General features: G+C 62.8%; 25 protein-coding genes, 2 pseudogenes and 1 riboswitch. Of the genes and pseudogenes, 11 read left to right on the top strand and 16 right to left on the bottom strand.

Going from position 1 to position 26,269, the window contains the following annotated elements; translation table 11 throughout:
* Positions 1-80 precede the first annotated feature (80 nt).
* From HMPREF3173_RS22850 to HMPREF3173_RS22825, 6 genes are all read right to left on the bottom strand, one after another.
* On the bottom strand, positions 81-773 hold the full coding sequence (locus HMPREF3173_RS22850) for a sensor histidine kinase (RefSeq protein ID WP_043213827.1): 693 nt from the start codon (positions 771-773) through the stop codon (positions 81-83).
* On the bottom strand, positions 770-2,377 hold the full coding sequence (locus HMPREF3173_RS22845) for a tetratricopeptide repeat-containing response regulator (protein ID WP_070576973.1): 1,608 nt from the start codon (positions 2,375-2,377) through the stop codon (positions 770-772). The genes HMPREF3173_RS22850 and HMPREF3173_RS22845 overlap by 4 nt, the downstream gene beginning before the upstream one ends.
* A gap of 149 nt (positions 2,378-2,526) precedes the next feature.
* A complete protein-coding gene (locus HMPREF3173_RS22840) occupies positions 2,527-5,241 on the bottom strand; it encodes a winged helix-turn-helix domain-containing protein (RefSeq protein WP_070576971.1) in 2,715 nt (904 codons plus the stop codon).
* A gap of 232 nt (positions 5,242-5,473) precedes the next feature.
* Positions 5,474-6,838: a DUF1329 domain-containing protein gene (locus HMPREF3173_RS22835; protein WP_070576970.1), complete on the bottom strand. Its 1,365-nt coding sequence runs from the start codon at positions 6,836-6,838 to the stop codon at positions 5,474-5,476.
* Positions 6,839-6,862: 24 nt separating this feature from the next.
* Positions 6,863-8,725: a DUF1302 domain-containing protein gene (locus tag HMPREF3173_RS22830; protein WP_043213820.1), complete on the bottom strand. Its 1,863-nt coding sequence runs from the start codon at positions 8,723-8,725 to the stop codon at positions 6,863-6,865.
* A gap of 311 nt (positions 8,726-9,036) precedes the next feature.
* Entirely contained in the window at positions 9,037-10,719 is a 1,683-nt protein-coding gene (locus tag HMPREF3173_RS22825) for a fatty acid--CoA ligase (RefSeq protein ID WP_070576968.1), read from the bottom strand.
* Between the two features lie 226 nt (positions 10,720-10,945).
* Between HMPREF3173_RS22825 and HMPREF3173_RS22820 the strand changes: the two genes are divergently transcribed.
* From HMPREF3173_RS22820 to HMPREF3173_RS22810, 3 genes are all read left to right on the top strand, one after another.
* On the top strand, positions 10,946-11,911 hold the full coding sequence (locus HMPREF3173_RS22820; protein ID WP_070576966.1) for a 2-hydroxyacid dehydrogenase: 966 nt from the start codon (positions 10,946-10,948) through the stop codon (positions 11,909-11,911).
* 50 nt (positions 11,912-11,961) lie between these two features.
* On the top strand, positions 11,962-12,960 hold the full coding sequence (locus tag HMPREF3173_RS22815; RefSeq protein WP_070576964.1) for a class I SAM-dependent methyltransferase: 999 nt from the start codon (positions 11,962-11,964) through the stop codon (positions 12,958-12,960).
* 39 nt (positions 12,961-12,999) lie between these two features.
* Positions 13,000-13,119, top strand: a riboswitch (yybP-ykoY riboswitch).
* 91 nt (positions 13,120-13,210) lie between these two features.
* Positions 13,211-13,795 carry a TMEM165/GDT1 family protein gene (locus HMPREF3173_RS22810; protein WP_177343710.1) on the top strand — a complete coding sequence of 195 codons (585 nt, stop codon included), beginning with the start codon at positions 13,211-13,213 and terminating at the stop codon, positions 13,793-13,795.
* A gap of 64 nt (positions 13,796-13,859) precedes the next feature.
* On the opposite strand, the gene HMPREF3173_RS22805 is transcribed toward HMPREF3173_RS22810, so the two are convergent.
* A complete protein-coding gene (locus HMPREF3173_RS22805) occupies positions 13,860-14,675 on the bottom strand; it encodes a M48 family metallopeptidase (RefSeq protein ID WP_043213812.1) in 816 nt (271 codons plus the stop codon).
* Positions 14,676-14,824: 149 nt separating this feature from the next.
* Here HMPREF3173_RS22805 and HMPREF3173_RS25410 point away from each other — a divergent pair.
* The 3 genes and pseudogenes from HMPREF3173_RS25410 to HMPREF3173_RS25400 form a co-directional block, all read left to right on the top strand.
* Positions 14,825-15,677, top strand: a pseudogene (locus HMPREF3173_RS25410) (cache domain-containing protein); the annotation flags it as partial.
* Positions 15,678-15,844: 167 nt separating this feature from the next.
* A pseudogene (locus HMPREF3173_RS25405) lies at positions 15,845-16,111 on the top strand (HAMP domain-containing protein); the annotation flags it as partial.
* Between the two features lie 12 nt (positions 16,112-16,123).
* Positions 16,124-16,966, top strand: coding sequence for a methyl-accepting chemotaxis protein (locus tag HMPREF3173_RS25400; RefSeq protein WP_371906719.1), 843 nt, complete (start codon positions 16,124-16,126; stop codon positions 16,964-16,966).
* Positions 16,967-16,999: 33 nt separating this feature from the next.
* On the opposite strand, the gene HMPREF3173_RS22795 is transcribed toward HMPREF3173_RS25400, so the two are convergent.
* From HMPREF3173_RS22795 to HMPREF3173_RS22785, 3 genes are read right to left on the bottom strand one after another with little or no spacing between them, the layout of a single operon-like run.
* Positions 17,000-17,620: an SOS response-associated peptidase gene (locus HMPREF3173_RS22795; RefSeq protein WP_070576962.1), complete on the bottom strand. Its 621-nt coding sequence runs from the start codon at positions 17,618-17,620 to the stop codon at positions 17,000-17,002.
* Between the two features lie 12 nt (positions 17,621-17,632).
* Positions 17,633-17,893: a putative signal transducing protein gene (locus tag HMPREF3173_RS22790; protein WP_043213808.1), complete on the bottom strand. Its 261-nt coding sequence runs from the start codon at positions 17,891-17,893 to the stop codon at positions 17,633-17,635.
* Complete coding sequence (locus HMPREF3173_RS22785) at positions 17,893-18,078, bottom strand: CPXCG motif-containing cysteine-rich protein (protein ID WP_043213807.1); 186 nt, start codon at positions 18,076-18,078, stop codon at positions 17,893-17,895. Before HMPREF3173_RS22785 ends, HMPREF3173_RS22790 begins: the two co-directional genes overlap by 1 nt.
* Before the next feature lie 124 nt (positions 18,079-18,202).
* Here HMPREF3173_RS22785 and HMPREF3173_RS22780 point away from each other — a divergent pair, with 124 nt between their 5' ends.
* Positions 18,203-19,372 (top strand): 1-acyl-sn-glycerol-3-phosphate acyltransferase, encoded by a 1,170-nt coding sequence (locus HMPREF3173_RS22780; protein ID WP_168166406.1) that lies wholly within the window; start codon positions 18,203-18,205, stop codon positions 19,370-19,372.
* Positions 19,373-19,422: 50 nt separating this feature from the next.
* Here the strand turns inward: HMPREF3173_RS22780 and HMPREF3173_RS22775 are convergent, their stop codons facing one another.
* Entirely contained in the window at positions 19,423-19,683 is a 261-nt protein-coding gene (locus HMPREF3173_RS22775) for a hypothetical protein (RefSeq protein ID WP_070576959.1), read from the bottom strand.
* Positions 19,684-19,842: 159 nt separating this feature from the next.
* On the opposite strand from HMPREF3173_RS22775, the gene HMPREF3173_RS22770 reads away from it, so the two are divergent.
* Positions 19,843-20,049 carry a hypothetical protein gene (locus HMPREF3173_RS22770; RefSeq protein ID WP_043213804.1) on the top strand — a complete coding sequence of 69 codons (207 nt, stop codon included), beginning with the start codon at positions 19,843-19,845 and terminating at the stop codon, positions 20,047-20,049.
* A gap of 95 nt (positions 20,050-20,144) precedes the next feature.
* On the opposite strand, the gene HMPREF3173_RS22765 is transcribed toward HMPREF3173_RS22770, so the two are convergent.
* Positions 20,145-20,729, bottom strand: a complete 585-nt coding sequence (locus HMPREF3173_RS22765; RefSeq protein WP_043213803.1) for a YajG family lipoprotein — start codon at positions 20,727-20,729, stop codon at positions 20,145-20,147.
* Between the two features lie 178 nt (positions 20,730-20,907).
* On the opposite strand from HMPREF3173_RS22765, the gene HMPREF3173_RS22760 reads away from it, so the two are divergent.
* Together HMPREF3173_RS22760 and mqo are read left to right on the top strand one after the other, a co-directional pair.
* Entirely contained in the window at positions 20,908-21,141 is a 234-nt protein-coding gene (locus HMPREF3173_RS22760; RefSeq protein WP_070576957.1) for a hypothetical protein, read from the top strand.
* Positions 21,142-21,737: 596 nt separating this feature from the next.
* On the top strand, positions 21,738-23,249 hold the full coding sequence (gene mqo / locus HMPREF3173_RS22755) for a malate dehydrogenase (quinone) (protein WP_070576955.1): 1,512 nt from the start codon (positions 21,738-21,740) through the stop codon (positions 23,247-23,249).
* A gap of 144 nt (positions 23,250-23,393) precedes the next feature.
* Here the strand turns inward: mqo and HMPREF3173_RS22750 are convergent, their stop codons facing one another.
* The 4 genes from HMPREF3173_RS22750 to HMPREF3173_RS22735 form a co-directional block, all read right to left on the bottom strand.
* Positions 23,394-23,684, bottom strand: coding sequence for a PA4642 family protein (locus HMPREF3173_RS22750; protein WP_043215305.1), 291 nt, complete (start codon positions 23,682-23,684; stop codon positions 23,394-23,396).
* Between the two features lie 68 nt (positions 23,685-23,752).
* Positions 23,753-24,223: a hypothetical protein gene (locus HMPREF3173_RS22745; RefSeq protein ID WP_043215307.1), complete on the bottom strand. Its 471-nt coding sequence runs from the start codon at positions 24,221-24,223 to the stop codon at positions 23,753-23,755.
* Positions 24,224-24,430: 207 nt separating this feature from the next.
* On the bottom strand, positions 24,431-24,904 hold the full coding sequence (locus tag HMPREF3173_RS22740) for a WbuC family cupin fold metalloprotein (protein WP_070576953.1): 474 nt from the start codon (positions 24,902-24,904) through the stop codon (positions 24,431-24,433).
* 2 nt (positions 24,905-24,906) lie between these two features.
* Complete coding sequence (locus HMPREF3173_RS22735) at positions 24,907-25,464, bottom strand: hypoxanthine-guanine phosphoribosyltransferase (RefSeq protein WP_043215311.1); 558 nt, start codon at positions 25,462-25,464, stop codon at positions 24,907-24,909.
* A 165-nt stretch (positions 25,465-25,629) separates the two neighbouring features.
* Here HMPREF3173_RS22735 and upp point away from each other — a divergent pair, with 165 nt between their 5' ends.
* Positions 25,630-26,268: a uracil phosphoribosyltransferase gene (upp, locus tag HMPREF3173_RS22730; protein ID WP_028691132.1), complete on the top strand. Its 639-nt coding sequence runs from the start codon at positions 25,630-25,632 to the stop codon at positions 26,266-26,268.
* Position 26,269: the final 1 nt, after the last annotated feature.

Below are 26,269 nucleotides of genomic sequence, written 5' to 3'. Positions count from 1 at the left end.
TCATACCTGGCCTGCGTTGCCCCTTGCGAGAGCGGGTTTACCCGCGAACGGGGCTTATACAAAACGTGTTCGACACAGCATCAAGGCAAATACAACCGGAACAACCCGCCCCCCAGCACCCCGCCGTTGCTGATCTCGATCCGCCCGCGCACGCCATTGCGCTCGTGCAGGGCGGCGATGCGGGCGGCGAAATACAGACCAAGGCCTGTGCTGCCGGTGCTCGAGTCGATGCCTTGGACGTAGTCCTGCTGGCGTTCGAGCATGCGCTGTGGATAACCGGGGCCATCGTCGTTGACGCTGATTACCAGTTGCTCTCCCACGTCTTCGATGCTGATCTGCAAGGCGTGACCGGCATGGCGAATGGCGTTGGTCAGGACGTTGCCCACCACCGAAGCGACCAGCTCGCGGTCAAAGAAACCCAGCGGGCTTTCGGTCTCGAGGCGCCAGGTGGCGAGGATGTCGCGATGCTCCAGCACCTCCTGCTGGGCGGCGAGCTGGGCTTCGATGAAGTCGTCCAGTTCGTGGTAGTCCGGGCAGATCGGCAATTGGTTGATGTCCAGCTTGTACAGGCCCAGCAACTGCACCAGCATGCCGTTGAGGTGGCGGAACTCGTGCTCCATCACGCCTTGCTCGCTGCCGCCGTGCAGCACTTCGGGCAGCCGCGCCAGCCATTGGTCGTGGGCCTGGATCAGCGCCGACAGCGAGTTTTTCATGTCATGCACGGTAGACGCGATCACCGTGGAGAAGTCCAGCCCCTGCTCGTCTCGATTCATGCGCCGAACACCCGGATATGCAGTTTGCGGTAGCGATCGTAGCGGTTGTCACTGGCCGGAATGCCGGCGACGCTCTGCAAGCAGTTGCGGCACTCCTGCATCAGTACAGGCGCTGGGTTTTCGCCACCGATACGCAGCAGCGCCTGGGCGGTGTTCAGTGCAATGCTGATGTTCTTGGGCTGCAACGCCAGCGCCCGGCGGAACATCTCCAGCGCCTCGTTGAGCTGGCCGCCCTGGTAGCTGCGCACGCCTTGGCGGTTGAGGTCCACCGCCTCGGTGACAGCACCGAGCACGCTGGGGTCGTCGGTGAGCTTGGCCACGCTCTGCATGACCTTGGGGTCGTCGCCGTAGGTTTCCACACAGCCCTTGAGGATGCTGGTACCGGCCGAAGCCTGGCCGAGTTGCTGCAACTGCTTGGCCACGGTCAGGGCCGCTTCGACCGAGAAGAACTGGTCCATCTTCTCCAGGCGCTGCATGGCCTGCTCGGTGAGTTTGCCCGCCGTTTCCTCGTCACCGGCCTGTTGCAGACTGGCGGCTTTCATCAGTCGGGCACGCACCTGTAGGCCCTGGTCCTCGACGTTTTCCTTGGCCACTTCGCTGAGCACCGTGTTGATCTCGACGCGAGTGCGGGCATCCAGGCCATTGCCGGCGTTCTTGCTCATCAGCGCCTGGACCAGGCCCAAGTTACTCTCCGGGCTTTTGTAACGAGAACTCTGGCCTTGGTTGACGGCGTGACGATAGGCCTTGGAGGCGCTCTCGAAGTCTTCGTTGTCCAGCGCCAGCTTACCCAGCGCCGCCTGCCGGCGTACCGCCAGGGGCGACAGGCGCACAGCCTCTTCGAGCATATGCTGGGCCCGCTTGGTCTCGCCCTGGGCCACCAGCACTTCAGCCATGCCATCGTACAACCCCGGCATGATCGGGAACGCCTTGAGCGCCTGCTCATAGACACCCTGGGCCTGGGCATGCTGGCCACGCTTGTGCAGCAGGCTGCCAAGGGACGCATAGACCCACGGCTGGGGGCGACTGGCAAGGATGCTGGTGAGGAATTTTTCCAGCTCTTCGAAGCGGTTCAGGTCGCGCAGCGCATCGGCGCGATAGCGCAGGCACAGCGGGGCGAAGCGTGGGTCCTTCTTGCACAGCTCGGCGCAGGCCGCCAGCACTTCGGCAGGGCGTGCACGGTCCAGGGCCTGGAGAATCGGCTTGAGCAGGGTCTTGCGCTGAACGAGTTTTTCCAAGCGCTGGGCCAGGCCCACCCGGTTGAACGGTTTGGTCAGATAGGCATCGGGCTCATGTTCAAGTGCGCTCAGGACGATGGACTGGCTGCTCTCGGCGGTGACCATGATGAACACGCATTCATGGCTGATCAGCTTGTCCAGCAGCAGGTCTTCGAGCACCTGCTGACCGTTCTTCTTGCCGTCGCCCAGGTGGAAATCCTGGAGGACGAAGTCGTAGCGCTTCTGCGCGCACATGCGCAAGGCTTGCTCGCCGCTGTCGGCGGTATCCACATCGCGCACCCCCAGCTCACGGAGCATGGAGCGGGTCGAGGTGCGAAAGTCGGTGAAGTCGTCGACGATCAGGAAGCTTTTTTGCCCGTACTGCAGCATCAACACGACCCTGTATTGGCAAGAGTTGGAGAATGGTCCGTGGCGATGCGTACCGCCGAACAGGCTATCGGCAGCGAGTCAGGAAAGATGAGCCCGCGATGGCCGCCCAGAAATAATGGCCATGAGCCATTATCCAGCCCGATCCACGATCAGGCAAGCAGCCCCAGGCTCTTGGCCTTGGCCACGGCCTGTGTGCGACGCTCAACGCCAAGCTTGGCGTTGATGTGACTGGCGTGGGTCTTGACGGTATGCAAGGAGATGAACAGCCGCTCGCTGATCTGTTGGTTCGAGCAGCCTTGGGCGATCAACTCGAGCACCGCCAACTCGCGTCCGCTGAGCGCCTCGATGTTTTCCACGACCGCCGCAGGGCGCGGCAGGCGGGCGAGCAATTCGGCCTGGACTTGACAGGCCGGGCGTGTGGCCAGTTGCACACGCAGCCAGTGGGGCTGCTGCTCGAGCAGTCGCTGGAACGGCTGCAACACGCCGCCCCGGGCGGCCTCAAGGGCTTGAGGCAGCAAGGCCGCCGCCTCCTGCTCCTGCCCCTCGGCCAGCAACAGCGACATCCATTGGCACAGGGCGTTGACGACCAGCATCATGCCGCCACTGGCCTGACCACGCTCCACCAGTGCACGCAGACGCTCCGCCGCCTCCTGAGGCCGCGCCAGCACGGGCTCGAGCAGTGACTGCTGCAACTCGATGTGCAGCGCCAGCAAGGGGTGGAATTCCGGCGCCGCCGCCGGTCGCTCGCCGCCGTAGGTCTGGCCCAGGCGCAACAGCCAGGAGCCGGCCAGGTCGGTACGCCCCTGGGCCAGCCACAGCTCGCATTTCACCAAGGTGATCATGGCCAGGTAGAAGATCGGCGGTACATCCCAGATGTGCATCAACCGCTCGGCCTCGGCCAGTTCGGCGAAGGCCTCGGCGAACCGGCCCTCCCGACCGTCGAGCGAGGCGATCACACAATGGCCGATCAGCACGCTGATATCGCGGCAAGCCCGCGCCTCGCTGAGCCCGGCACGAAGCCGCGCGCGGCCCTGGGCAGGCTGCAGGCGCGAGACCAGCAGATATCCCTCATACAGGGTCAGCCGGGCACGTACGGCATACAGGCGTTGTGCCGACAACCCTTGCAGACGCTGCAGGCCTTGATGCACTTCATCCAGGGCACGCAGCACCTCACCCCGGGCGTGCAGCACACGCGCCCGATCGTAATGGGCCAGGGCCTCGAACAACGGATTGCCGACGCGCTGCGCCAACTCCAAGGCTTCTCGGTTCCAGCCTCGGGCCCGCCAGAAATCGCCATCGGCGATCGCCAGGTTGGATAACGTCGACAGGCACACCAGACGCTGGCCATAGCGTTTGTAAGGCAGGCTGCGCAGTGCCTCGCCACAGTAGGCCAAGGTGCGCTGACGGTCTCCCCGCCCCCGGGCGATCACCCCGCTCAATGCCAGCCACTGGGCGAGCATGGATTTCTGCGCAGTGGCCGAAGGGGCTGGCAGGAAACGGCTCAAGTGCGCCGCCAGCTCTTCGGCCGCATCAAGCTGGCACGCCAGGCCCAGGGCCCAGCTATACAGCACGATCAGACGCGGGGTGCTGATCAGCAAGCTGTCGGGCAGGTCCATCTTCCAGCGCAGCAGCATGCCGACATTCTGCTCGGCCAGCAGTTGCTCTTCAGACAGGCTCTGCACCAGGTCGGCAGCCACGTCCAGATGCCCCGCGCGCAAGGCCTGTTCCACGGCCTCGTCGAGCAAGCCTTGGACCTGGAACCAGCGGCACGCCCGCAGATGCAGGGCGCCTAGCGGCTGGCTGGATTGACGGCTGCGCAACAGGTCGGAGAACAGATGGTGATAACGGAACCAGCGGCCATGTTCGTCCAACGGCACCAGAAACACCTGGTGGGCCTGCAGGTACTTCAGGATGCCGGCGCTGTCCTCGCGTTCGCGCAATGCATCGCACAGCTCAGCGCAGAAGCGCTCCTGGCAGGCGGTGTCATAGAGAAACGCCTGCACATGGGCCGGCAGGATCTCGATGACCTCTTCGAGCAAGTAGTCGCGAATCAGCCCTTCGCCGCCGTGCAAGGCCTGGGGCAAGGCGTTGTCCTCGCCGGACTCGCTGGCCGCAAGTTGCCAGAAACGCAGCCCGGCAACCCAACCGTCGCTGCGCTGAATCAAGTTGTCCAGCGCCTGCCCACGCAGCCCTGTGGGTTGGCGGCCGATCACTGCCAAGGCTTCGTCGGGCGTCAGGCGCAGGTCCTGCTCATTGAGCTCGACCAATTGGCGCGACAGCCGCAACCGCGCCAGGTGCCAGTCAGGTCGCTGGCGGCTGGTGACCAGCAAGACCAGGCCGGTGGGCAAATGGTTGAGGAAGAACTGCAGGCAACGGTCCAGCACGGGCCCCTGGGCCAGGTGATAGTCGTCCAGTACCAACAACAAAGGAGAGTCCGCCTGCAGGTAGAGCGCGAGCTCGTCGAGCAGGCCATCGAGCCACTGTTCGAAGGCGAACGGTTGGTGGCGCTGACGCATTTTCAGCAGCCCCATGGCCTGGCCCCCCAGGGCCGGACAGAACTGCTGGAGGCCTTCGAGCAGGCGTTCAAGGAAGCGGCCGGGGTCGGCATCGCGCTGGCTGAGGCCAAGCCACAGGCTGCGCCAGTGAACGGGCAAGGCCTGACAGAACTCGATAGCCAGGGAGCTTTTGCCGAAGCCCGCCGGTGCGTTGACCAGCAACAGACGCCCGTCGAGGCCCAACTGCAGGCGCTGGCACAGCCGCGACCTGGGCACATGGCCATCAGGCAGGGGCGGCCGGAAGAAACGCCCGTCCAACAGGCCGAAGGCCTGACTGGCAAATCCATGCATACGGGACAGGTCTGTCATGGCCGGCTCGTTCTGGGTGGAGGACTACGGCGGGTATGGATTGTTGCGAGACTAGCCGGTAACGCCGCTCATTTGAAGATGATGGCTGCGGCTGGCAAGAAAAAGACTACAACAAAAAGAAACAAGGCCGATGGCGGGAATGAGCAGGCATTGGATGCATGAATGGCAGGCAGGGTGTGTAAACCTCTGGGGCTGCTTTTGCAGCCGCAGAGGCTTCAGGCGAAATCAGACCTCAACGCACGCCGTCCTGGCGCAGCGCCGCCGGTTGGAAGTCGCTCTTGCTGGCACTGAAGCCGAAGTCGTAGGCGCGTTTTTCCTCGTTCTTCATGCCCAGTGCCAGGTAACGGCCCGATTGCAGGTCGTAGATGGTCTCCAGGGTGTACCACGGCACTTGCACGTTGTAGTAATCCTGGGCATGAGCCTCCGACACACGCCACAGCTGGCCACGGCCGTCGTACTGGTCGATCACCGCGGCCTGCCAGGTGTCCTCGTCGATGTAGAAGTCACGCTTGGCGTAGATGTGCCGCTGGCCAGGCTTCAAGGTCGCGACCACATGCCACACACGGCGCAGCTCGTAGCGGGCCAGGTCCTGATTGATGTGCCCCGGCTTGAGGATGTCGGCGTACTTGAGGGTGGGCGAGTCGAGCTTGTAGCTATTGGAGGCGATGTACAGCTCCTTCTTGCCTTCGAGCTTCCAGTCGTAGCGGTCCGGTGCACCGTTGTACATGTCCAGGTTGTCGGAGGTGCGCAGCCCGTCCGCGGCGGTGCCCGGCCCATCGTAGGACACCTGTGGAGCCTGGCGCACGCGACGCTGGCCAGCGTTGTAGATCCATGCCTTGCGCGGCTCCTTGACCTGGTCGAGGGTCTCGTGAACCAGCAGCACGGTGCCCGCCAGACGCGCCGGGGCGGTGACCTTCTGCTTGAAGTAGAACAGGATGTTGCCCGGGTTGTTCGGGTCGTAGTCCTTCATGCGGTCACGGAAGACGAACTGGTCCTGGAAGTACACCAGGCTGTAGGAGCCGTTCTGCTGGGGCGTGGCCTGGGTGACCAGGCGGGTCACGCTACCGCCACGGTAGCGGGTGATGTGGTTCCAGATCACCTCCAGACCGCTCTTGGGGATCGGGAACGGAATGGCGGTGCGGAAGTTGTTCAGGCCGTTGCCGCCTTCGACCAGCGTGGTCTTGGTGGCGTTTTCCTTGATGGCGGCTAACACTTCATCGGGCACGGTCGCGCCGCGGTGGGTCTTGTACACCGGGATCTTGTACGTGTCCGGGTAGCGCTTGAACATCGCCACCTGGCCTGGGGACAGCTTGTCCTTGTACTGGTCGACGTTCTGCGCGGTGATGGTGTAGAGCGGCTTGTCGCTGGCATAGGGGTCGGACAAAAAGCCCTTGGCGTCGGCGCTGCCTGCCGTCTTGGACAGCGGTTCCCACGGGCCGATGGAGCCATCGGCATTGCCGGCCTTCTCTGCCCCCATCGGGGTCAGGCTGGTGCCCAGCTTGGCAGCCTCGTCGGCGGACACCGCGGCCATTACGCTGGTGGCCAGCAGGGACAGCCCCAGTACACCGGCTTTGAGCAGACTTCTGGTCTTGTTCATTGTTGTCGTCCTGGATCAGTGTGCTTAGAAGTTCACGCCAAAGCTCAGCGCCACGAAGTCGCGATCGTCCACGGTGCTGTACTTGCCATCGAAGAAGTTGGTGTACGAAAGGCTCGCCGTGTAGGTGTTCTGGTATTCGGCGTCCAGGCCCAGGCTGATGGCCTTGCGGCCTTCCTCGAAGTTGGCGCCAGGGCCTGGCGAGTAACCCGAGACGTCATGGGACCAGGCCACGTTCGGCCGCAGGTTCACCCCGGCGAAGACATCGTTGTAGTCCCAGATGGCGCGGGCGCGGTAACCCCAGGAGGTCGTGGTGGTAAAGCCATCGTTCTCGCAGTTGCGGCTGATGTTGGCGGTGGAGCTGTTCAGGCCAGAGCCCCCGATGGTGCTGCCGTTGAGCGCCTCGCAGGTACCGTTGGGCAGATTGCCTGGGCCAAAGACCGGATCGCGACCGTACCGCGCTTTGCTCGAGCTCTCGAGCCCCCCTACGTGGGTGACGCCCACTTCACCCACCACGGTGAGGCGGCTGGCGCCCATGACCTGATCGAAGAAGTGGGTCAAGGTGGTCTGGAATTGGGTGATTTCCTTTCGGGTGTACCCGTGCAGGTCTTCGCCCGGCACGCCGGTGAGCACCGAGGCATCGGCGTAAGGGCCGCCCAGCGGACGCACGGCCGAGAAGAGGATGTCGGTGGTGTTCAACTGCACCGGAGCGTTGGGGCGGTAGCTAAGCTCGCCACTCCAGGCAGTGCCGGTGGGCAGCGTGGTGGAGAAGCTCAGGCCATACAGACGGATATCCTCAGGGTATTCGACGAAGTATTTCGAGTTACCCGCGACGATGATCGGCGCCAGTCGACCGAAGTTGCCCGCTGCGGCATAGACCGACGCAGGTGCGCCAGTTGCGCTGAAGATCGGCGCACGGCTGTGGTAGTTCATGAAATACGCGCCGAACTCGGTATCCAGCGGCTCGAACATGTAGCGCATGGCCACGCCGAACTGGCCACTGTCGCGTGCATCGCGGTCCGGCCCACGGGCGACCTTCACGCCCTCCTGGTTGATATCCACCCCTTGGCTGGCCAGAAGGCCCAGCACCGGAGCCGGCAGGGAGCGGCTGCTGTTGAGCACGCGCAGGTTGTCGCTACAGCCATCGGCGATGATGTCGGCCTGGGAGAAGAAGGTGCCGCAGTTGTCGACGACCGTCTGGTCCCATTCGATCTGGTAGAAGGCCTCGGCCGACAAGTTGTCGGTCAGGCTCTGGGAGATATAGAACATGTTGACCGGGATCAGGCCTTCCTTGATCTCGGCGCCAGGGCGGCGGAAGGCAGACACGTCGATCGGGTTTATCGCGTTGATGCCGCCACCGATGAAGGTGCTCTCACCCCAGCTGACCACCTGCTTGCCCAGGCGTACGGAGCCTGGCAGATCGCCGATGGAGTAGTTGTGGTAGACGAAGGCGTCGAGCAGTTCGGCGCCCGAGGACTTGGCGCCTTCCTTGCGATTGGAGTCGCTGATGTCCTTGAACTGACGGTGCTCGTCCTTGAGTTCGAAGTCATACCAGTACTTGCCCCGGACGAACACGCCGGTGTCGCCGTACTTCAATTCCAGGTCATGGATGCCCTTGAAAATCTTCGAAAAGGTCTCGCCTTTCTTGAAGTTCAGGTGGCCATCATCGGAGGTCTGGGACAAGCCCTTGCCACCGTTGTTGACCCCGATCAGGTTCTGGTTCGGATTGGCCGTTGACCAGCTGGCCCCGATGGAGAGCGACGAATCGAACTGGCCTTCGATTTCCCCGATGTTGAAGCTGACACCAAATGCGGGGCTTGCGAGCGTGGAAGCGAGGCTGACGGCCAAGGGCAGCTTCGCCCGGCGCCAGAACAGATTTGCAGATGTCATCGACGCTACTCCATGTACTTTATTGTTATGGCAGTGAGTCCTTTCAGAAACGGCCCGTGCGACCGGTGTGCAGGCTTGCGCCCGCGGCGCTGCGACTTGCGCGCAGTGCCTTGCCCCATTCCTGAAAATCACCTGGCCCCGACTATAGCCAGCAGGTCCGGGTGCTTGATCCCTCTAAAGTGTGATTTGTGTGTCCTGGGCCGACGATGGCTTTCAGGACGCGCGCAAGCATGGCGCAATTTCAGCGTTTTACAAGCGCCAGCCGCTCTGGCCTGCGGGTCGCGCACAGACGAGCGCGACCGGCAGGGAGGTTACAAGGTCGACAGAAACGCGCTGTTACTGGCCTGCCACTGGACGATGTCCTGGCGGATACGCTTCTTGTCGAGCTTGCCGACACTGGTCTTGGGAACTTCAGTAACAATCGCGATCTGGCTAGGGATCGCCCACTTGTTGATGTGCCCCTGCTCGACGAACGGCTTGAGGTGATCCTTGAGCGACCGGGCATCGATGGCGTGCCCTTCGCGGACCACCAGCAAGGCGAATGGCCGCTCGCCCCATTGCGGGTCGGCCACACCGACCACCGCCACTTCGCGCACCGCCGGGTGGCGACTGATCAGGTCCTCCAGGTCGAGGGAGGAGACCCACTCGCCACCGGTCTTGATCACGTCCTTGATGCGGTCACGGATGTCGATGTAGCCCATGCCGTCGAGGGTGGCGACATCGCCGGTATGCAGCCAGCCGCCCGCCCACAGTTCCTCGCTCTTTTCGGTTTCCTTGAAGTACCCCTGGGTCAGCCAGGGTGCGCGCAAGACCAGTTCGCCCTGAGTCTCGCCATCGGCCGGGAGGAAGTTGCCGTTACCATCGACGATCGCCGCCTCCACCAACGGTACCGGCACACCCGCCTTGATACGGTAGGAAATACGCTCGTCCTCGCTGCCGGCCTGCAATTCGTCGTTGAGGTGGGCGCAGGAAATCAGCGGGCAGGTTTCCGACATTCCGTAGGCTGCGGTCAGCTGGATGCCACGCGCCAGGGCCGCCTCATAGAGCGCCCTGTTGAGCGCGCTGCCGCCGATGATGATCTTCCAGCCGCCAAAATCCTCGCCTTGGGCAGACGGGCAATTGAGCAACATCTGCAGGATGGTCGGCACGCAATGGGAGAAGGTGACCTTTTCCTCACGCCACAGCTTCACCAGCATTTCCGGCTCGTAGCGCCCCGGATAGACCTGCTTCATGCCGAGCATGGTGGCCGCATAGGGAATGCCCCAGGCATGCACGTGGAACATCGGGGTGATAGGCATGTACACATCGTTGCTGCCCAACAGGCGCACGCTGTCGATACTACCGGTGACCGACGCCTCGGCCAGGGTGTGCAGCACCAACTGGCGATGCGTGAAATATACCCCCTTGGGGTTGCCGGTGGTGCCAGTGGTGTAGAAGGTGGTGGCCACCGAGTTTTCGTCGAAATCGGGGAAGTCATAGTGTGGACTGGCCGCGGCGAGCAGTTGCTCGTACTCGCCGACCAGACTGGGCAGATCGGCCTGTTTGTCTGGCCCATCGGTCAGCAGGATGGTTTTGTCCACCGTGGTCAACTGGCCGGCGATGGCTTGGTAAAGACCGGCGAAGTCGCTGTTGACCAGCACCACGCGATCCTCGGCGTGGTTCATGGTGTAGAGAATCTGCTCCGGCGACAGGCGCACGTTGATCGTGTGCACCACCGCGCCAATCATCGGGATGGCGAACATACACTCCAGGTATCGATGGCTGTCCCAATCCATCACCGCCACGGTATCACCGGCCTTGACCCCAGCCTCGGTCAACACGTTGGCCAGACGCGCGATGCGCTCGACCAGTTGCGGATAGGTCAGGCGCAACTGGTCGCGGTAGACGATCTCACGGGTCTTTTCGTAGCGGCTGCCCGACATCAGCAGACGCTTGATCAACAGCGGGAAGGTATAGGCGCCCTCGGCGGGCTTGATGATACGCGTCTGCAACATAGGGATCCCTTATCTGCAATGCTGGCCGGAGAAGTCTGATGTCTACTCTAGAACGGTGACACTTTGGTCAAATCAGCCGAAGGAATGATTCGAAGGGATAAAGGTATGAGTGGCCTCGCCCCACACGCTTGACACTTTGCCAACCCGCCTTCAGCTTGATCGGCTGCGCTGTCGCGCAACGGCTGACCTGATCTGTCACCGCCCGAACCCCAGCCCGGAGCCCCTCATGCCTAGCCCGCGTCGCGCCGTCTTCCTCGATCACCAATCCCTTGACCTGGGCGACCTCGATCTCGCGCCCTTGCAACGCCCCTTCGACAGCCTGCAGCTGTTCGCCTCTACCCAGCCGGAACAGGTCGCCGAGCGCCTGCAAGGTGCCACGGCGGTGATCAGCAACAAAGTAATGATCGACGCCGCGGCCATGGCGGCCAATCCACAGCTCAAGCTGATTCTGGTCGCCGCCACCGGCACCAACAATGTCGACTTGGCCGCCGCCCGCGCCCAGGGCATCACCGTGTGCAACTGCCAGGGTTATGGCACCCCATCGGTCGCCCAGCACACTCTGGCCTTGTTGCTGGCCTTGGCCACGCGCCTGTGCGACTACCACCAGGCGGTCACCGAGGGCCGCTGGGCCACGGCCAGCCAGTTCTGCCTGCTGGACTTCCCGATCGTCGAACTGGAAGGCAAGACCCTCGGCCTGCTTGGACACGGCGAGCTCGGCGGCGCGGTGGCGCGGCTGGCCGAGGCGTTTGGCATGCGCGTGCTCAGCGGGCAGATCCCCGGTCGCCCAGCCCGCGCTGAACGTTTGCCACTGGACGAACTGCTGCCTCAGGTCGATGCGCTGACCCTGCACTGCCCGCTCAACGAGCACACCCGCCACATGATCGGTGCGCGCGAACTGGCGCAGCTCAAACCCGGCGCCCTGGTGGTCAATACCGCTCGAGGCGGCCTCATCGATGAACAGGCGCTGGCCGACGCCCTGCGCAGCGGCCACCTCGGCGGCGCCGCCACCGACGTGCTGAGCGTCGAACCCCCGATCGATGGCAACCCCTTGCTGGCCCCGGACATCCCGCGTCTGATCGTCACCCCGCACAGCGCCTGGGGCGCGGTGGAGTCGCGCCAGCGCATCGTCGGCCAGTTGAGCGAGAACGCCCAGGCCTTCTTCGCCGGCCAGCCACGGCGAGTGGTCAGCTGAATCGGCAAGGGGCTCTGGTACACTGCGCGCTTTTTCAGGAGACGTCGTCCATGGACCCGCGCAGTGAAGTGTTGCTTCGCCAGGCCGAACTGTTCCAAGGCCCGCTGTTGCTCGCCGGGCTGCCCGCCGACGACCTGCTCGGCCAACTGCCGCAGGCCAGCGGCTGGTCCTGGCACGCCGGCGACCAGGCCCTGCTCGACAGCCGATTCAGCGACCGCAGCCACTATGGCGTGCACGTGCCCGAAGAGGCCTTCGAGGCCGCCGTACTGTTTCTGCCCAAGTCGCGGGAGCTTGCTGCCTATCTGCTCAATGCCCTGGCGTCCCGCCTGGCAGGCCGTGAGTTGTATCTGGTAGGCGAGAAGCGCGGTGGCATCGAGGGCGCTGCCAAGCAGCTGCAAGCTTTCGGCAAGCCGCGCAAGCTCGACAGCGCGCGTCACTGCCAGCTGTGGCAGGTGACGGTGGACCATGCTCCGCAGGCCAAACCCCTAGAGAGCCTGGCCGAACGTTTCGAGCTGCCCCTGGAAGACGGCCCGCTGCAGGTCGTGAGCCTGCCCGGCGTGTTCAGCCATGGTCGTCTGGATCGCGGCACTGCGCTGCTGCTCCAACACCTGGACAACCTGCCGGCCGGTCACGTGCTGGACTTCGGCTGCGGTGCCGGCGTACTGGGCGCGGCCATCAAACGCCGTTATCCACAGAGCCGCGTCACCCTGCTCGATGTGGATGCCTTCGCCGTGGCGAGCAGTCGGCTGACCTTGGCGGCCAATGGTCTGGAAGGCGACGTGATCAGTGGCGACGGCATCGATGCCGCGCCTACCGGGCTGAACGTGATCCTGAGCAACCCGCCCTTCCATACCGGTGTGCATACCAACTACCAGGCATCGGAGAACCTGCTGAAAAAGTCAGGCCTTCATCTGCAAAAAGGTGGGGAAATGCGTCTGGTCGCCAATAGTTTCCTGCGCTATCAACCGCTGATCGAAGGCGCCTTGGGCAATTGCCGGGTCTGCGCCGAGGCGGACGGCTTTCGTATCTACCAGGCCACACGCGGCTGAAAACAGGGCTTGCCGAAACGCATTCACCTAGGCAGAATCCGCACCGTCCTAGGGGAGTAGTCTCCCGCGAGCGCCCTGCTCGCCCGGCACGCGTCAACACACTTGGCCCACAGGCCATGGCGCGTGCGACCCGCGGTCTGCGCAGACAGATCCAGGGTTTGACAAGACCTATGACACGCACACCTTACCCGGGGCGGGGAGGTTGTACGTGTCATAGCCGTGTCGACCCGCCCCCGTAGGAAACCTGATGCTGGAATCCCTGCTCGTCCCCACCGCAATCGTCGCCCTCGCTGAAATCGGCGACAAGACGCAATTGCTCGCCCTCATTCTCGCCGCGCGTTTTCGCAAGCCTTGGCCGATCATCGCCGGCATCATCGCAGCCACCCTCGCCAACCATGCCGCCGCCGGTGCCGTGGGCGCCTGGGTCAGCAGTTTCTTCAGCGAGACGGTATTGCACTGGATCCTCGCCGCGAGCTTCGCTGCAACAGCCCTGTGGACATTGGTTCCAGACAAGATGGACGATGACGAAAACAGCGCCGCACGCCGCTTCGGTCCCTTCGTCACCACGCTGATCGCATTTTTCCTGGCTGAAATCGGCGACAAGACCCAGGTCGCCACGGTCATGCTGGCGGCCCAGTATCCTCACCTGATCATGGTCATCCTCGGGACCACCCTGGGCATGCTGATCGCCAACGTGCCGGTTGTGCTGGCGGGCAACTTCGCCGCCGAGAAGCTGCCACTGACACTGATTCGACGCCTGGCAGCGGCTGCATTCTTCGTACTGGCCATCGTCGCCGTGTACTCGGCCATGAAAGCCAGCGGCTGGGTGGGCTAAAGACTGAAGCTGCAAGCTGCAAGAGAAGCGAGTCACGCCGTCCTTACAGCTTGAAGCTTGCAGCTTACTTCTTGGCTGCCTGGTACAGCGGCATCACCTTCGGAATCGCTGCCTGCAGCGAGGCAATACGGCTGCTTGAGGCCGGGTGGGTGCTCATGAACTCAGGCGGCGCGCCTTCGGAGGCCTTGCTCATCTTGTTCCACAAGGTGATCGCGGCATTCGGGTCGTAACCGGCACGCGCCGCCAACTCCAGGCCGATCAGGTCGGCCTCGTTCTCGTTGGCGCGGCTGTTGGGCAGGGTCATGGCGTAGTTCACCACGGTGTCCGCCAGGGCCATGCCGCCCTGACCCAGGCCGAACAGAGCACCGGCGCCTTGGCGCGCCATTTCCACTCCATAGGCCTTGGACATGGCTTCGCGGCCATGCTCGCGCAGGGCATGGGCGATTTCATGACCCAGTACAGCAGCGATCTCAGCGTCGGTGAGCTGCAGCTTGTCCATCAGGCCGGTATAGAAAATGATCTTGCCGCCCGGACCACAGTTGGCGTTGAGCTCGTCACTGTCGATCAGGTTAACCTCCCAGTTCCACTGCGCGGCGTCCGGCCGGAACTTCGGCGCCTGGGCGATCAGGCGGCTGGCGATGGCCTGGATACGCTTGGCCTTGGCGCTGCTCTTGTCCAGCTCACCCTTGCTCGAGGCCTCGCTGAGCGTTTGTTGATACGACTGGGCATACATCTGGTTGACCTGGTCGGTCGAGAGCATGCTGAACATGTACTGCTGGCGATCGACGCCCACGGCACCACCGCTGGTGGTATTCACTGCCTGGCAACCAGACAGCAGGATACTGGCGCCGATCAGGCTGGCAACGAATGAACTACGCATGAAAGCACTCCGTTTTTACATGCCGCGTATCCTAGGCCGAGTCGCCTGGCCTCGCCAGAGCCGCAGGTAAGATTTCTCATCACCCCCTCATGCTTTCGCCAGGCCCCGCCGATAACCCGGGAAACAATCATTCTCGAACGCGGTGCCCCATGAAGTTCAAGTCGATTCAGTTTTCCGTGGCTGCCCTGGCGGGCGCCATCGTTTTGAGCATTGTCGCGGCCCTGGTGCTGTACGCCGTGTACTCCGGCGAACGCACTCAGTCGCTGGTGCAGGAACGCACCCGTCAACAGTTTGAAAACGTGATCGAGCAACGCCTGGGGGCCCTGGCCCGTACGCAGGTCAGCGAGATCCAGCGCGGGCTGGAAGCGCCGCTGCTGATTGCCCGCAGCCTGGCCACCAGTAATGCCATGATCGGCATGCAAGGCACCGATGGCCAACCGCTGATGCGCGTCGACCGCCAATCCCTGGTCAACCAACTCAAGCGCACCGTCGAGGTCAACCCGACCGTGCTCGGCGCCTACCTGGGTTGGGAACCCAATGCCCTGGACCATGACGATGCCCGCTATGTCGGCAGCAACATGGTTGGCGTCGATAGCGCCACGGGACGTTTCCTGCCGTGGTGGTTCCGTAATGGTGACGGCAGCCTCGGCCAGGACAAGCTGATCGATGTGAACGACCATACCGTGCTGGCCACAGGTGTACGCGCCAGTGAGTACTACCTATGCCCGAAAGAGTCGAAGAAGCCCTGTGTGATCGATCCGGCGCCCTACAAGGTGGGCGACAAGACCGTCATGCTCGCCTCGTTCGTCGCACCGATCATGATCGATGGCCAGTTCCAGGGCATGGCCGGTGCCGACCTGTCGGTAGACTTCATCCAGGACCTGCTCAACAACGCCGACCGTCAGCTATACGACGGCGCCGGCGAACTGGCCCTGGTCTCGAGCAACGGCCGCCTGGTGGCCTATACCCGTGACCCGTCGAAGTTCGGCGAAAAAGCCAGTGATGTGCTGGATGCCGAGGAGTCGGGCACGCTTACATCCCTGACTGGCGAAAACCTCCACTATGAGCTCGACGAAACCAAGGACCGCATCGAACTCTACTTGCCCTTCCGCGTCGCCAGCACCGACGCCCGCTGGACGCTGCTGCTCGAACTGCCGCTGAGCACAGTGATGGCCGACGTCAACCAACTGCAGAAAGACCTCGCCGCACAACGGCGCACCGACATCACTGGCATGACCCTGATGGGTCTGGGTATCGCCGCCATCGGCTTGTTGGTGATCTGGCTGCTGGCCCACGGCATCGCCCGCCCCCTGCGTCAGATGGTGGCCATGCTCGACGACATCGCCCAGGGCGAAGGCGACCTTACCCGTCGCCTGCACAGCGACCGTGCCGACGAATTGGGCGCGATCGCCAAGGGCTTCAACACCTTCCTGGCCAAGTTGCAGGCGATGATCACCCAGGTGGTGGGCTCGGTGCAGAAAGTCAGCGACTCCTCGGAGCACACTGCCGATATCGCCATTCGTACCAACCAAGGCGTGCACAAGCAGATGGCCGAGATCGATCAGGTGGCCACTGCCGTGCAGGAAATGACCGCCACTGCCCAGGACGTGGCGCGCAATGCGACCCACGCCGCCCAGGCCGCGAACAACGCCGACCAGGCGGCCAACCAGGGCTTGCAGATTGTGCGCGACACCTCCCATTCGATCAGCGTGCTGGCCACTGAAATAGGCCGTGCGGTGGAGGTGGTCCAGACCCTGGCCCGCGACAGCGAGAACATCAACGCGATCCTCGTGGCAATCCGGGCCATCGCCGAGCAGACCAACCTGCTGGCGCTCAACGCCGCCATCGAAGCGGCGCGCGCGGGCGAGCAAGGCCGGGGCTTTGCCGTGGTCGCCGACGAGGTCCGCAACCTGGCGCAGAAGACCCAGCAGGCCACCGAAGAAATCCAGCAGATGATCCAACAGCTGCAGCAAGGTACCCGCGAAGTGGTCAAGGTCATGGAAGACAGCCAGGGCAAGACCGACGACAGCGTGCAACAGGCCACCCGTGCCGCCGAAGCGCTAGAGAGCATCACTCAGGCCGTGTCGGTGATCAACGACATGAACACCCAGATCGCCAGCGCGGCCGAGCAGCAGAGCGCCGTGGCCGAAGACATCAACCGCAACGTCATCAACATTGGCCAGGTGGCCGGTGAAGTGGCCGGCGGTGCCGACGAGTCGAGCCAGGCCAGCGCCGAACTGACCAAGCTGGCCGAACAGCAGCGGCGCTTGATCAACCAGTTCCGCGTTTGAGGAACAAGGGGCTGCCTTGCAGCCCCGTGAGGTTCACGCCGGGGTCAGGCACTCCGGCGCATCGAGCTTCGGATCATTGACGAAATGCGCCAGCGCCCGCTCGCGCAACGCTGCTGGTGGGCTGGCCAACAGCTCGTGCAGCCGCGCCAGCGGCGTTTCCGGGTCCAGCCAGGCGGCCTGCCCCGCTTCATCGAGAATCAGCGGCCGACGTTGGTTCATCGCCGCCTGGGTCACTACCGCGCAACTCAGCCAGACCTCGTCCTGCACCGGATACGCCTCCCACACCGCCGCGAAGAACAGCGAGGCCCCCTCCCCCGGCGTCAGCCAGTACGGCCGCTTGCGCACCGTGCCACGCCACTCGTAGAAACCATTGGCCGGCATCAGACAGCGCCTCTGGCGGAAGGCCTCGCGGAACATCGGCTGCTCCGCCAAGGTTTCGGCACGCGCCTGGGCAGGTGTGCGGGATAAGTCGGTCAGCCAGGCCGGGGTCAGTCCCCAGCGGGCCCTGGCCAACTGGACCTGACCATCGAGCTGACGTTGGATCAGCACCGAAGCGCCTGGGGCAATGTTCCATTGCGCCTGCTGGTCGGCGGGGTACCCGGGCAAGGCGGCAAAGGCCGGGGACCAGCGAAACAGGGCGTAGCGTCCACACATGGCGATAAAAACTCAGCAGATCAGGGTTCCGGGGAAACTCTCCGGTTCGTCGCCGGCAAGTGGCAGGGCCGCATTGTACGCATCGATCAACTGCCGTGCGTACCCAGCCTGCTCGTCCGGTACCACCAGACCGAGCAACCCTTGCATCGGCAGCTCGCCGGCACCGCCGACCAGATCACGCCCGGCCAGATGCACCTGGACACCCTCGCTGGCCAGCATGCCCACCAGCAACTGTGCCTCCATCAGGCTCTCCGGCTCGTAGATCCGCATCATCAGGCATCATCCTCGCGTCTGACATCGAGCATCCATTCGTCACCATGCACCTGCAAGATGAACACCACAGGCTGGCAACACACCTGACAGTCCTCGGTGTACACCTGGTCGCCGCCGGAGATATCCACCGTGGTTTCCACGGTTTCACCACAATAGGGACAACGATAGAAGTCGGTTTCCAGCATCGCGGCCTCCGCGGTGACTTATGCGTATAATTGCCGGTCTGTTTACAGGGCCTGCGTGTGTCCGAGCCGTTTTTTTCGGACCCCACCCCTACCTTATTACCCTAGCCGTTTCCAACAAGAGAGCATGATGGGCGAATTCGATGCCATCCGACCGTACGACGACGCTGAGGTCCCTGCCGTCCTGGCACGCCTGCTCAGCGACCCGGCATTTCTGGATATCCTCACCCACTTCCGCTTCCCGCGGGCGGCCGGCGCCTTCGGCTGGCTGCTCAAGCCACTGATCGCCCGCCGCCTGCGCAACGAGTTCGCCGGCGTTACCTGCGTCTCGACCCTGCAGGACAAGGTCGAGCACTATGTCGACCAGACCATCGAGCGCGCCACCGATGGGGTCACCTACTCCGGGGTCGAGCAGCTCAAGTCGGGGACGGCCTACCTGTTCCTGGCCAACCACCGCGACATCGTCATGGACCCGGCGTTCGTCAATTACGCGGTGTACCACGCCGGCCTGCCGACGCCACGTATCGCCATTGGCGACAACCTGCTGCAAAAGCCCTTCGTCAGCGACATGATGCGCCTGAACAAGAGCTTCATCGTTCATCGCTCGCTGAGCGGTCGCCGGGAAAAACTCGCCGCCTACCAGCTGTTGTCGGCCTATATCAATCATTCGATCCGCAACGACTGCGTCTCGATCTGGATAGCCCAGGCCGAAGGACGGGCCAAGGACGGCGATGACCGTACCGATTCGGCCATCCTCAAGATGTTCCACATGAGCCGCAAGGACGAAGCCTTCGGCGCCGTGATCCAGAGCCTGAACCTGACACCGGTGTCGATCAGCTACGAGTACGATCCGTGCGACCTGGCCAAGGCCCGCGAGCTGTACATCCGCGCCACCACCGGCACCTACAAGAAGGCACCGGGCGAGGACGACAACAGCATCGCCCAGGGCATCACCGGCTACAAAGGTCGGGTGCATATCAGCTTCGCGGCCCCGGTGACCGACTACTTCGAAGACACCAAGCAACTGGCGCAGGAAATCGACCGGCAGATTCTCGGCGGCTACCGCCTGTTCCCGGTGCATTACCTGGCCTATGGCATGTGGAGTGAAGCAGACCCGGCCCTGCAGGTGCCGAGTGCGGAGAAACTGTTCCCCGCGCAGGAATTGGCCAAGGCCAAGGAAGAATGGCAGCGCCGCCTGGACGCTTGCCCGGTGGAACACCAGCCCTACCTGGTGCAGCAGTACGCCACCCCGGTGCGCAACCAGTACCAGGTCAAGGCTCAAAGCCCCGTCGCCTGAAATATCCCCTGTCGGGGCGGGTTACCCGTCCCAACAGGGGCATCAGGTGTTCAGATCCAGGTGCTGAACCAGGACAGTAGCAGCGCCATGGCCAGGCAAGAGAATCCGAGGATGTAGTAGTAGCGCGGCACCCGCTGGTCGAAGGCATCGACCACCGCCTCGTCGCTCGCACCACTTGCCCGCGCCACCAGTTCGCGCCGCCGTGCGCTTTGCAGCAGCAGCCCGCCGGGACAGGTAATCAGCAGGGCCAGCAGGTTGATCAACTTGGCCGGGTGGGCAGCCAGGAATCCCCAGAGCACTTGCAAGGACATCGCATAACCTCGGAAAAGAACGACGGCAAAGCCCGGCATTCTACCCAAGCCCAATCCAGCTGCTCGGATTTTGCGACCAACTGTCATTGAATTTCACTGTCACACGCTCGTCATCAGGACAGGCCACCCTGTCGGCCTTTTCCTACGATGGAGCTTGTCATGCTGCACGCCGAAAACCAGGACCGCCTCTACCTTGTCGCCCAGAGCGATGAACAACAGGCGCTGATCGACGGCTTGGCCATTAACGTCCAGGATCGCCAGTGGCTGGTCTATTGCGCCTTGGGTGGTCATGCCCACCAAGACCTGCCCGAAGTCGATATTTATACCGGCCGTAGCCTGCTCGACTTTCGTATAGAGGCCGCATGACAAGCAGCAGGCCTGCTCCTTAGCCTCTTCACAGGCAACAAAAAGCCCGCTACCGGAAACACCCGGCAGCGGGCTTTTCATCGAGGGTACTGCGCTTATTCGCCTAGGACCTGGCCGATGGTCGGATCCTTGAACAGGCGGGTCAGGGCATCGCTGAGCACGTCACCGACCAGCTTGGTGTTGGTCTCCTGATTCGGCGCCATGCCGAAGCGCTGATCCAGGGAAGCACCGTAACGGCCGCTGTAGCGACGGTTGGCGTTGGACACATCGGCACGGAAGGTGGCGCCGATGGTGGCCTCGGTCACATACATCTTGTCCTTGGGCGACTGATACTTGAGCTCGGCCAGGGTCACGGTCAACTGGGGGGCATTGTAGGCGTTGGGCGTCGGTGTGAAGCCCAACAGGCGTACCGCGGCCTCAGCCTGGGCTTGCAGCTTGGGCACGATATCGTTGCCACTGACGCTGATGGTGCTGGTTTCAGGGTACATGCCACCACGGGTGCCCAACGATTGCGAGGCACGGCCATCGACCACCTTGACCACGACCGGCTGGCCACGGCCGACCGGATTGAGCTGGGCGGTGAGCTTGGGTTGCGGGCTGAGTTGTTGCGGGCTGTGGGCACAACCGACCAGGCTCAGGCTGGCCACCGCGATCAAACCGAACAACAGACGTTGCAACATGCGCGTTTCTCCAGAAAATACGGCAAAGGCCCACAGTATACCTAGCGACAAGCTTCACGCTGCAAGCTGTTAGAAAAAGCAGCCGGGCAACCGATCTGCCTCCTTCATTGCGGTTGTCACATGGGTTTCATGCCGGGCGTTCATCCTGTTGCCAGACCGACCGAACAGGATCGCCGCCATGACCTCGCTGTTGAATCTGCTTTTCTCCCGCCCCCGCCAGAATACCTATGTCCGCCTCGATGCCGAGGGCAATTGCATTGGATTCCTGCACTGCACACGACTGCCCAGCAGCAGCGGCTGGGTGCAGGTCAGCGAAGCCCAGCTGGGCTGGCTTGGTCAGCCGCTACCGGACAGTGCTCGGGTTTGCGCCCACGCAAGCCGCCGCTGGCAGCAACGCACCCTGCCAGCCTGACAAACGCAGCAATAAAAAGCCCATTAAGCGCACCTTTCTGCCCGCGACATCGTTATAATCTCCCCCCGATTATAAGGACGTCTCCTGATCGGGCCCCGCATCGCCGTTGACCACGGCACTTTCGACGCTTTGCCCACAGAGAGCCTTCCACTCAGGTCTTGCATCCGCCGCGCCTGCTGTCCCGGCCTTCGCATTGCAGGAACCTGTGGATTGCCATCGCGCAGTCCCTTTTGAGGTTCACGTTCCAAAAGAGCGTGAAAAAACGGGTTTTTCAAACTTCACAAGAGTGTGGCGAGCAAATGAACAGTCTGGCATGTGCAAAAGCGACAGATGCGTCCCGAACAGCCTCGAACAGACGGCAAAAGTGCTCATCCTCGATGAAGTACTGAGGCCGGTCCATACCGCACGGCGGATACCTTGACCATAAGTCGAATTGCCGCACCCGTGGCAAGCGGCGTTCAATAGCCGAACACCAAGACTGAATTGGCAGGGTCCGCGGAAGTGGCAAGAACTGCGAAGAGTCGGACATGGCGATCCTGGCCAACCCAGGGATCCTATGCTGTCAATTAGGTGCTGTAGATTGTGGAGACGCGTTAATGGCGCAGAACGAATCGGTTGATGTGGTACTGGTAGGCGCGGGCATCATGAGTGCCACCCTGGCCGTACTGCTCAAGGAACTCGACCCGTCGATCAAGCTGGAGGTCGTCGAGGCGATGGACTCCGGTGCCGCGGAAAGTTCCAACCCCTGGAACAACGCAGGGACGGGCCACGCAGGCCTGTGCGAGCTGAACTACACGCCTCAGGCCGCCGATGGCAGCATCGACATCAAGAAGGCCGTGCACATCAATACCCAGTTCGAGGTGTCCCGCCAGTTCTGGGCCTACCTCGTGCGCAAGGGCAGCTTCGGCTCGCCACGTGCCTTCATCAATCCGGTCCCGCACCTGAGCTATGTCGAAGGTGACAAGGGCGTATCCTTCCTCAAGAAGCGCTTCGAGCTGCTCAAACAGCACCATGCCTTCAGCGAGATGGAGTACACCGAAGACAAGGCCGTGATGGAACAGTGGATGCCGCTGATGATGCCGGGCCGCCCGGCCGACCAGCGCATCGCCGCCACGCGCGTGATCAAGGGTACCGACGTGAACTTCGGCGCCCTGACCAACAAGCTGCTCAAGCAACTGGGCAACTGCGCCGATGCGCAGGTCAAGTACAGCAAGAAGGTCGTCGGCCTGCGCCGCAACGGCAGCGGCTGGACCGTCAGCATCAAGGACGTCAACAGCGGCGGCAGCCGTGAAGTCGATGCCCGCTTCGTCTTCCTCGGTGCTGGCGGCGCGGCCCTGCCGTTGCTGCAGATGTCCGGCATCCCCGAAAGCAAGGGCTTCGGCGGATTCCCGGTCAGCGGCCAGTGGCTGCGCTGCGACAACCCCGAGATCGTCAAGCAGCACCAGGCCAAGGTCTACAGCCAGGCCGCGGTCGGCGCTCCGCCCATGTCGGTTCCACACCTGGACACCCGTGTGGTCGATGGCAAGAAGTCGCTGCTGTTCGGCCCGTATGCAGGCTTCACCACCAAGTTCCTCAAGCACGGCTCTCTGCTCGACCTGCCGCTGTCGGTACGCATGGGCAACATCGGCCCGATGCTGGCCGTCGCCCGTGACAACATGGACCTGACCAAATACTTGGTCAGCGAAGTGATGCAGTCGATGGAACAACGCCTGGAGGCCCTGCGCCGCTTCTACCCTGAAGCCAAAGCCGAGGACTGGCGTCTGGAAGTTGCAGGCCAGCGCGTGCAGATCATCAAGAAGGACCCGAAGAAAGGCGGCATCCTGCAATTCGGTACCGAGCTGGTCTCGGCACAGGACGGCAGCCTGGCAGCCCTGCTCGGCGCCTCGCCAGGCGCTTCGGTGACCGTCTCGATCATGCTTGAACTGATCGAGCGCTGCTTCCCCGAGCAGGCCAAGGGTGCCTGGGCTGCCAAGCTCAAGGAGATCTTCCCGGCTCGCGAGAAGGTCCTGGCCACCGATGCCGCGCTCTACCACAAGATCAGCGCACAGAACGACGAAGCGCTGGAAATGGTGGAAGACACCAGCAGCCCGGCCCAGCACTACGCTTGATACCGACCCACAAAAAAACGCCCCTCGGGGCGTTTTTTTGTGCCTGGATCTGCGGTGCTCTTCGCGGGAAACCGCGCCCACAAGCATTGTAATGAACCCTGTGGGAGCGGGTCTACCCACGAAAGGTAGACACAGGCTTACCGATCAGCCACGGGCGTTATTGATGATCTCGATGTACTCAGGCGCATTGCGCTGGTCGGCGATCAGCTCGACAAAGGTCTTGCCGTGCTCGTCTTTGCCGTCCAGGTCCAGACCCGCCTCGACGAAGAAGCCGACGAAACGCTCGAAATCGTCTACGCGCAGGCCGCGATAGGCCTTGACCAGTTTGTGCAGCGACGGCGAGGTCACGCCATCGGCCGGCTCGAACTGGAGGAACGTCTTGACGTAATCGTCGCTGATCTCGTCACCAATCACCTGCTTCTTGTCTTTACGCATTGCCGACTCCAACTGGGCCATCATGGGCATTCAAAGGCCCGCAGTTTACCCCTCACGGCCCGCGGGTCTCAACGCGTACGTACGGTGCCGGTGTGCAGATCCGCCCAGAGATGACCGTTGGGGTAGGTGAGGAACTGCACGTACAACGTCTCGTTGCGCAGCAGGTCCATGATCACTCGATAGTTGGCCAGCGGATAGCTCAAGGTGAGGGTTCGGGTCTTCTCGTCGTAGACCGGCTTCTTCAGGCTCTTGCCGCCTTCGCCATCGAAATTGATCAAGACCTGGCTGAGGGTGGCGCCCTTGCTCAAGGGCTTGCCCTTCAGGCGCAACAGCAACGATGAGGTGATGGGGATGGGTTGCTGGTCGGACTGACGCTGGATGCCGGTCACCACCGAATAGTCGGTCACCTGCAGCAGTTGCTGGGCTGTCGGAGCCTCTTGACGCAGGGACAGCTCATCGGGGGGCAGGAACTGGCCATGCAGCGGCGCCGCGGACAGCGGCAGGCTCACCGCCAGCAGGAAAGGAAGAATCGCACGCATGTGAGGCTCCTTGACAGGGAGAAGCACTCTAGCATGGAGGTGGGTTCAGGATCCTGAGTGGGCGTGGCGCTTTTTGATTGCGTCTGCGTCCCCTCGCAGAAAACCGCTGCCACTCAGGTTCGTGGTGAAACTGCCTTGCTCTGCGGTGTCGTCTTAGTGGGTAAACTCGCCCCCAAAGGCACTGCGGACCAGGCTTACCCGCGAACGCTACTCGAACTGCGCACGCATCCACGCATGGTATTCGGCCACGCCCGGCTCGCCCTCACGCGGCGCCCAATGAGCATGCTCGCCCTCGCCCACCGGCCGGTAGGGCCCGGCCTTGCATTCGAACAGCATGCTGTCGGCTTCGAGCACCACCAGCCCATGGTAGGTACCCGGCGCCAGGTCGACACCCAGGCAATCGCCTCCGGCCTGCATCACCCGCTTGTCGATCACCACGCCCTGCTCGTCGAAGATCAACAGGCCCAGGCGCCCCTTGAGCACGATCAGCGCCTCGGCCTTGTCGTCGCTCAGGTGGCGGTGGGGCGGGATGTAGGTGGTGGGCTGCAGGCCGACGGCCATGCGGTGGCAGGGTTCTTCCATCTCATGGAAATTATGGTGTTGCCGCCCACGGGGGCTGTCGGCAGCTTTTTGCGCCAACTCGGCAAACAACGCGTGGTCGATGAATGCAGGTTGGCGCATGGTCACAGGCCCTTGACTGCGAAGATGCCGTTGGCGTTGCGCCAGTACCCTTTGTAGTCCATGCCATAGCCGAAGATGTAGCGGTCGACGCACGGCAAGCCGGCATAGTTGGCCTTGAGGTCCGGGCTGGCTTTACGGTCGTGATCCTTGTCGATCAGCACCGCGGTGTGCACGGAGCGGGCACCGGCATGCTTGCAGAAATCGATGATGGCGCTGAGGGTGTGACCCTCATCGAGGATGTCGTCGACGATCAGCACGTCGCGGTCGATGAAGGAAATCTCAGGCTTGGCCTTCCAGAACAGTTCGCCGCCGCTGGTTTGGTTGCGGTAACGCGTGGCGTGCAGGTAGGAGGCCTCAAGCGGGAACTGCAGGTGAGTCAGCAGCTTGCCGGCGAAGATCAGGCCACCGTTCATGACACAGAAGACCACCGGGTTCTTGTCGTGCAGGTCTTGGCAGATCTGCTTGCCGACCTTGGCGATGGCCGCTTCGACCTCGGCTTCGGTGTACAGGCAGTCAGCCTCGCGCATGACTTGACGGATATGCTCGAGATCGGCGGACATGGCGCTCTCCAGGGGGCTCGGAATTGGAAAAGCGGGCAAAGGTACGCATCCGCCCGCCCCAGATCAAGCATTTATGGACTAACGTCCAGAATGAGCAGACGACATGCCGGACTGAATAGATTAATCTACCGCCGTTTTTTTGCCCGCCTCCCGGAGCCCTCCCCTATGCCTACTCGTGAGATCCGCCACCCGCTGATCCGCCACAAGCTCGGCCTGATGCGCCGCGCCGATATCAGCACCAAGAATTTTCGCGAACTCGCCCAGGAAGTCGGCGCGCTCCTGACCTATGAAGCCACCCAGGACCTGCCGCTGGAGACCTACGAGATCGACGGCTGGTGCGGCAAGGTGCAGGTCGAGAAAATCGCCGGCAAGAAGATCACCGTGGTCCCGATCCTGCGCGCTGGCATCGGCATGCTCGATGGTGTGCTCAGCCTGGTGCCAGGCGCCAAAGTGAGCGCCGTGGGCGTTGCCCGCAACGAAGAAACCCTCGAAGCACATACCTACCTGGAAAAGCTCGCGCCGGACATCAACCAGCGCCTGGCCCTGATCATCGACCCGATGCTGGCCACCGGCGGCTCGATGGTCGCCACCATCGACCTGCTCAAGAAGGCGGGCTGCAAAGAGATCCGCGCCATGGTCCTGGTCGCCGCACCCGAAGGCATCGCCGTGGTGGAGAAAGCCCACCCTGATGTGCAGATCTACACCGCCTCGATCGACCAGCGCCTGAACGAACACGGCTACATCGTCCCAGGCCTGGGTGATGCCGGCGACAAGATCTTCGGCACCAAGCAGAAGGACGCCTGAC

Origin of the sequence: Pseudomonas sp. HMSC08G10, assembly GCF_001808425.1 — a bacterium.
Taxonomy (GTDB): Bacteria; Pseudomonadota; Gammaproteobacteria; order Pseudomonadales; family Pseudomonadaceae; genus Aquipseudomonas; species Aquipseudomonas guariconensis.
This window is presented reverse-complemented; position numbering and strand designations above follow the sequence as displayed.

Excerpts from the sequence above, each read along its gene's own strand:
- HMPREF3173_RS22795 (WP_070576962.1), bottom strand. The coding sequence starts at position 17,620 with ATGTGTGGACGCTACGCCCTGTTTCGCTGGTCCCCGGCCTTTGCCGCC.
- HMPREF3173_RS22750 (WP_043215305.1), bottom strand. The coding sequence starts at position 23,684 with ATGCGTAAAGACAAGAAGCAGGTGATTGGTGACGAGATCAGCGACGAT.
- HMPREF3173_RS22850 (WP_043213827.1), bottom strand. The coding sequence starts at position 773 with ATGAATCGAGACGAGCAGGGGCTGGACTTCTCCACGGTGATCGCGTCT.
- HMPREF3173_RS22770 (WP_043213804.1), top strand. The coding sequence starts at position 19,843 with ATGCTGCACGCCGAAAACCAGGACCGCCTCTACCTTGTCGCCCAGAGC.
- HMPREF3173_RS22790 (WP_043213808.1), bottom strand. The coding sequence starts at position 17,893 with ATGATGCGGATCTACGAGCCGGAGAGCCTGATGGAGGCACAGTTGCTG.
- HMPREF3173_RS22815 (WP_070576964.1), top strand. The coding sequence starts at position 11,962 with ATGGACCCGCGCAGTGAAGTGTTGCTTCGCCAGGCCGAACTGTTCCAA.
- HMPREF3173_RS22840 (WP_070576971.1), bottom strand. The coding sequence starts at position 5,241 with ATGACAGACCTGTCCCGTATGCATGGATTTGCCAGTCAGGCCTTCGGC.
- HMPREF3173_RS22835 (WP_070576970.1), bottom strand. The coding sequence starts at position 6,838 with ATGAACAAGACCAGAAGTCTGCTCAAAGCCGGTGTACTGGGGCTGTCC.
- HMPREF3173_RS22845 (WP_070576973.1), bottom strand. The coding sequence starts at position 2,377 with ATGCTGCAGTACGGGCAAAAAAGCTTCCTGATCGTCGACGACTTCACC.
- HMPREF3173_RS22805 (WP_043213812.1), bottom strand. The coding sequence starts at position 14,675 with ATGCGTAGTTCATTCGTTGCCAGCCTGATCGGCGCCAGTATCCTGCTG.
- HMPREF3173_RS22735 (WP_043215311.1), bottom strand. The coding sequence starts at position 25,464 with ATGTCCGCCGATCTCGAGCATATCCGTCAAGTCATGCGCGAGGCTGAC.
- HMPREF3173_RS22830 (WP_043213820.1), bottom strand. The coding sequence starts at position 8,725 with ATGACATCTGCAAATCTGTTCTGGCGCCGGGCGAAGCTGCCCTTGGCC.
- HMPREF3173_RS22785 (WP_043213807.1), bottom strand. The coding sequence starts at position 18,078 with ATGCTGGAAACCGACTTCTATCGTTGTCCCTATTGTGGTGAAACCGTG.
- upp (WP_028691132.1), top strand. The coding sequence starts at position 25,630 with ATGCCTACTCGTGAGATCCGCCACCCGCTGATCCGCCACAAGCTCGGC.
- HMPREF3173_RS22740 (WP_070576953.1), bottom strand. The coding sequence starts at position 24,904 with ATGCGCCAACCTGCATTCATCGACCACGCGTTGTTTGCCGAGTTGGCG.
- HMPREF3173_RS22765 (WP_043213803.1), bottom strand. The coding sequence starts at position 20,729 with ATGTTGCAACGTCTGTTGTTCGGTTTGATCGCGGTGGCCAGCCTGAGC.
- HMPREF3173_RS25400 (WP_371906719.1), top strand. The coding sequence starts at position 16,124 with ATGATCACCCAGGTGGTGGGCTCGGTGCAGAAAGTCAGCGACTCCTCG.
- mqo (WP_070576955.1), top strand. The coding sequence starts at position 21,738 with ATGGCGCAGAACGAATCGGTTGATGTGGTACTGGTAGGCGCGGGCATC.
- HMPREF3173_RS22760 (WP_070576957.1), top strand. The coding sequence starts at position 20,908 with ATGACCTCGCTGTTGAATCTGCTTTTCTCCCGCCCCCGCCAGAATACC.
- HMPREF3173_RS22820 (WP_070576966.1), top strand. The coding sequence starts at position 10,946 with ATGCCTAGCCCGCGTCGCGCCGTCTTCCTCGATCACCAATCCCTTGAC.
- HMPREF3173_RS22745 (WP_043215307.1), bottom strand. The coding sequence starts at position 24,223 with ATGCGTGCGATTCTTCCTTTCCTGCTGGCGGTGAGCCTGCCGCTGTCC.
- HMPREF3173_RS22780 (WP_168166406.1), top strand. The coding sequence starts at position 18,203 with ATGATGGGCGAATTCGATGCCATCCGACCGTACGACGACGCTGAGGTC.
- HMPREF3173_RS22775 (WP_070576959.1), bottom strand. The coding sequence starts at position 19,683 with ATGTCCTTGCAAGTGCTCTGGGGATTCCTGGCTGCCCACCCGGCCAAG.
- HMPREF3173_RS22825 (WP_070576968.1), bottom strand. The coding sequence starts at position 10,719 with ATGTTGCAGACGCGTATCATCAAGCCCGCCGAGGGCGCCTATACCTTC.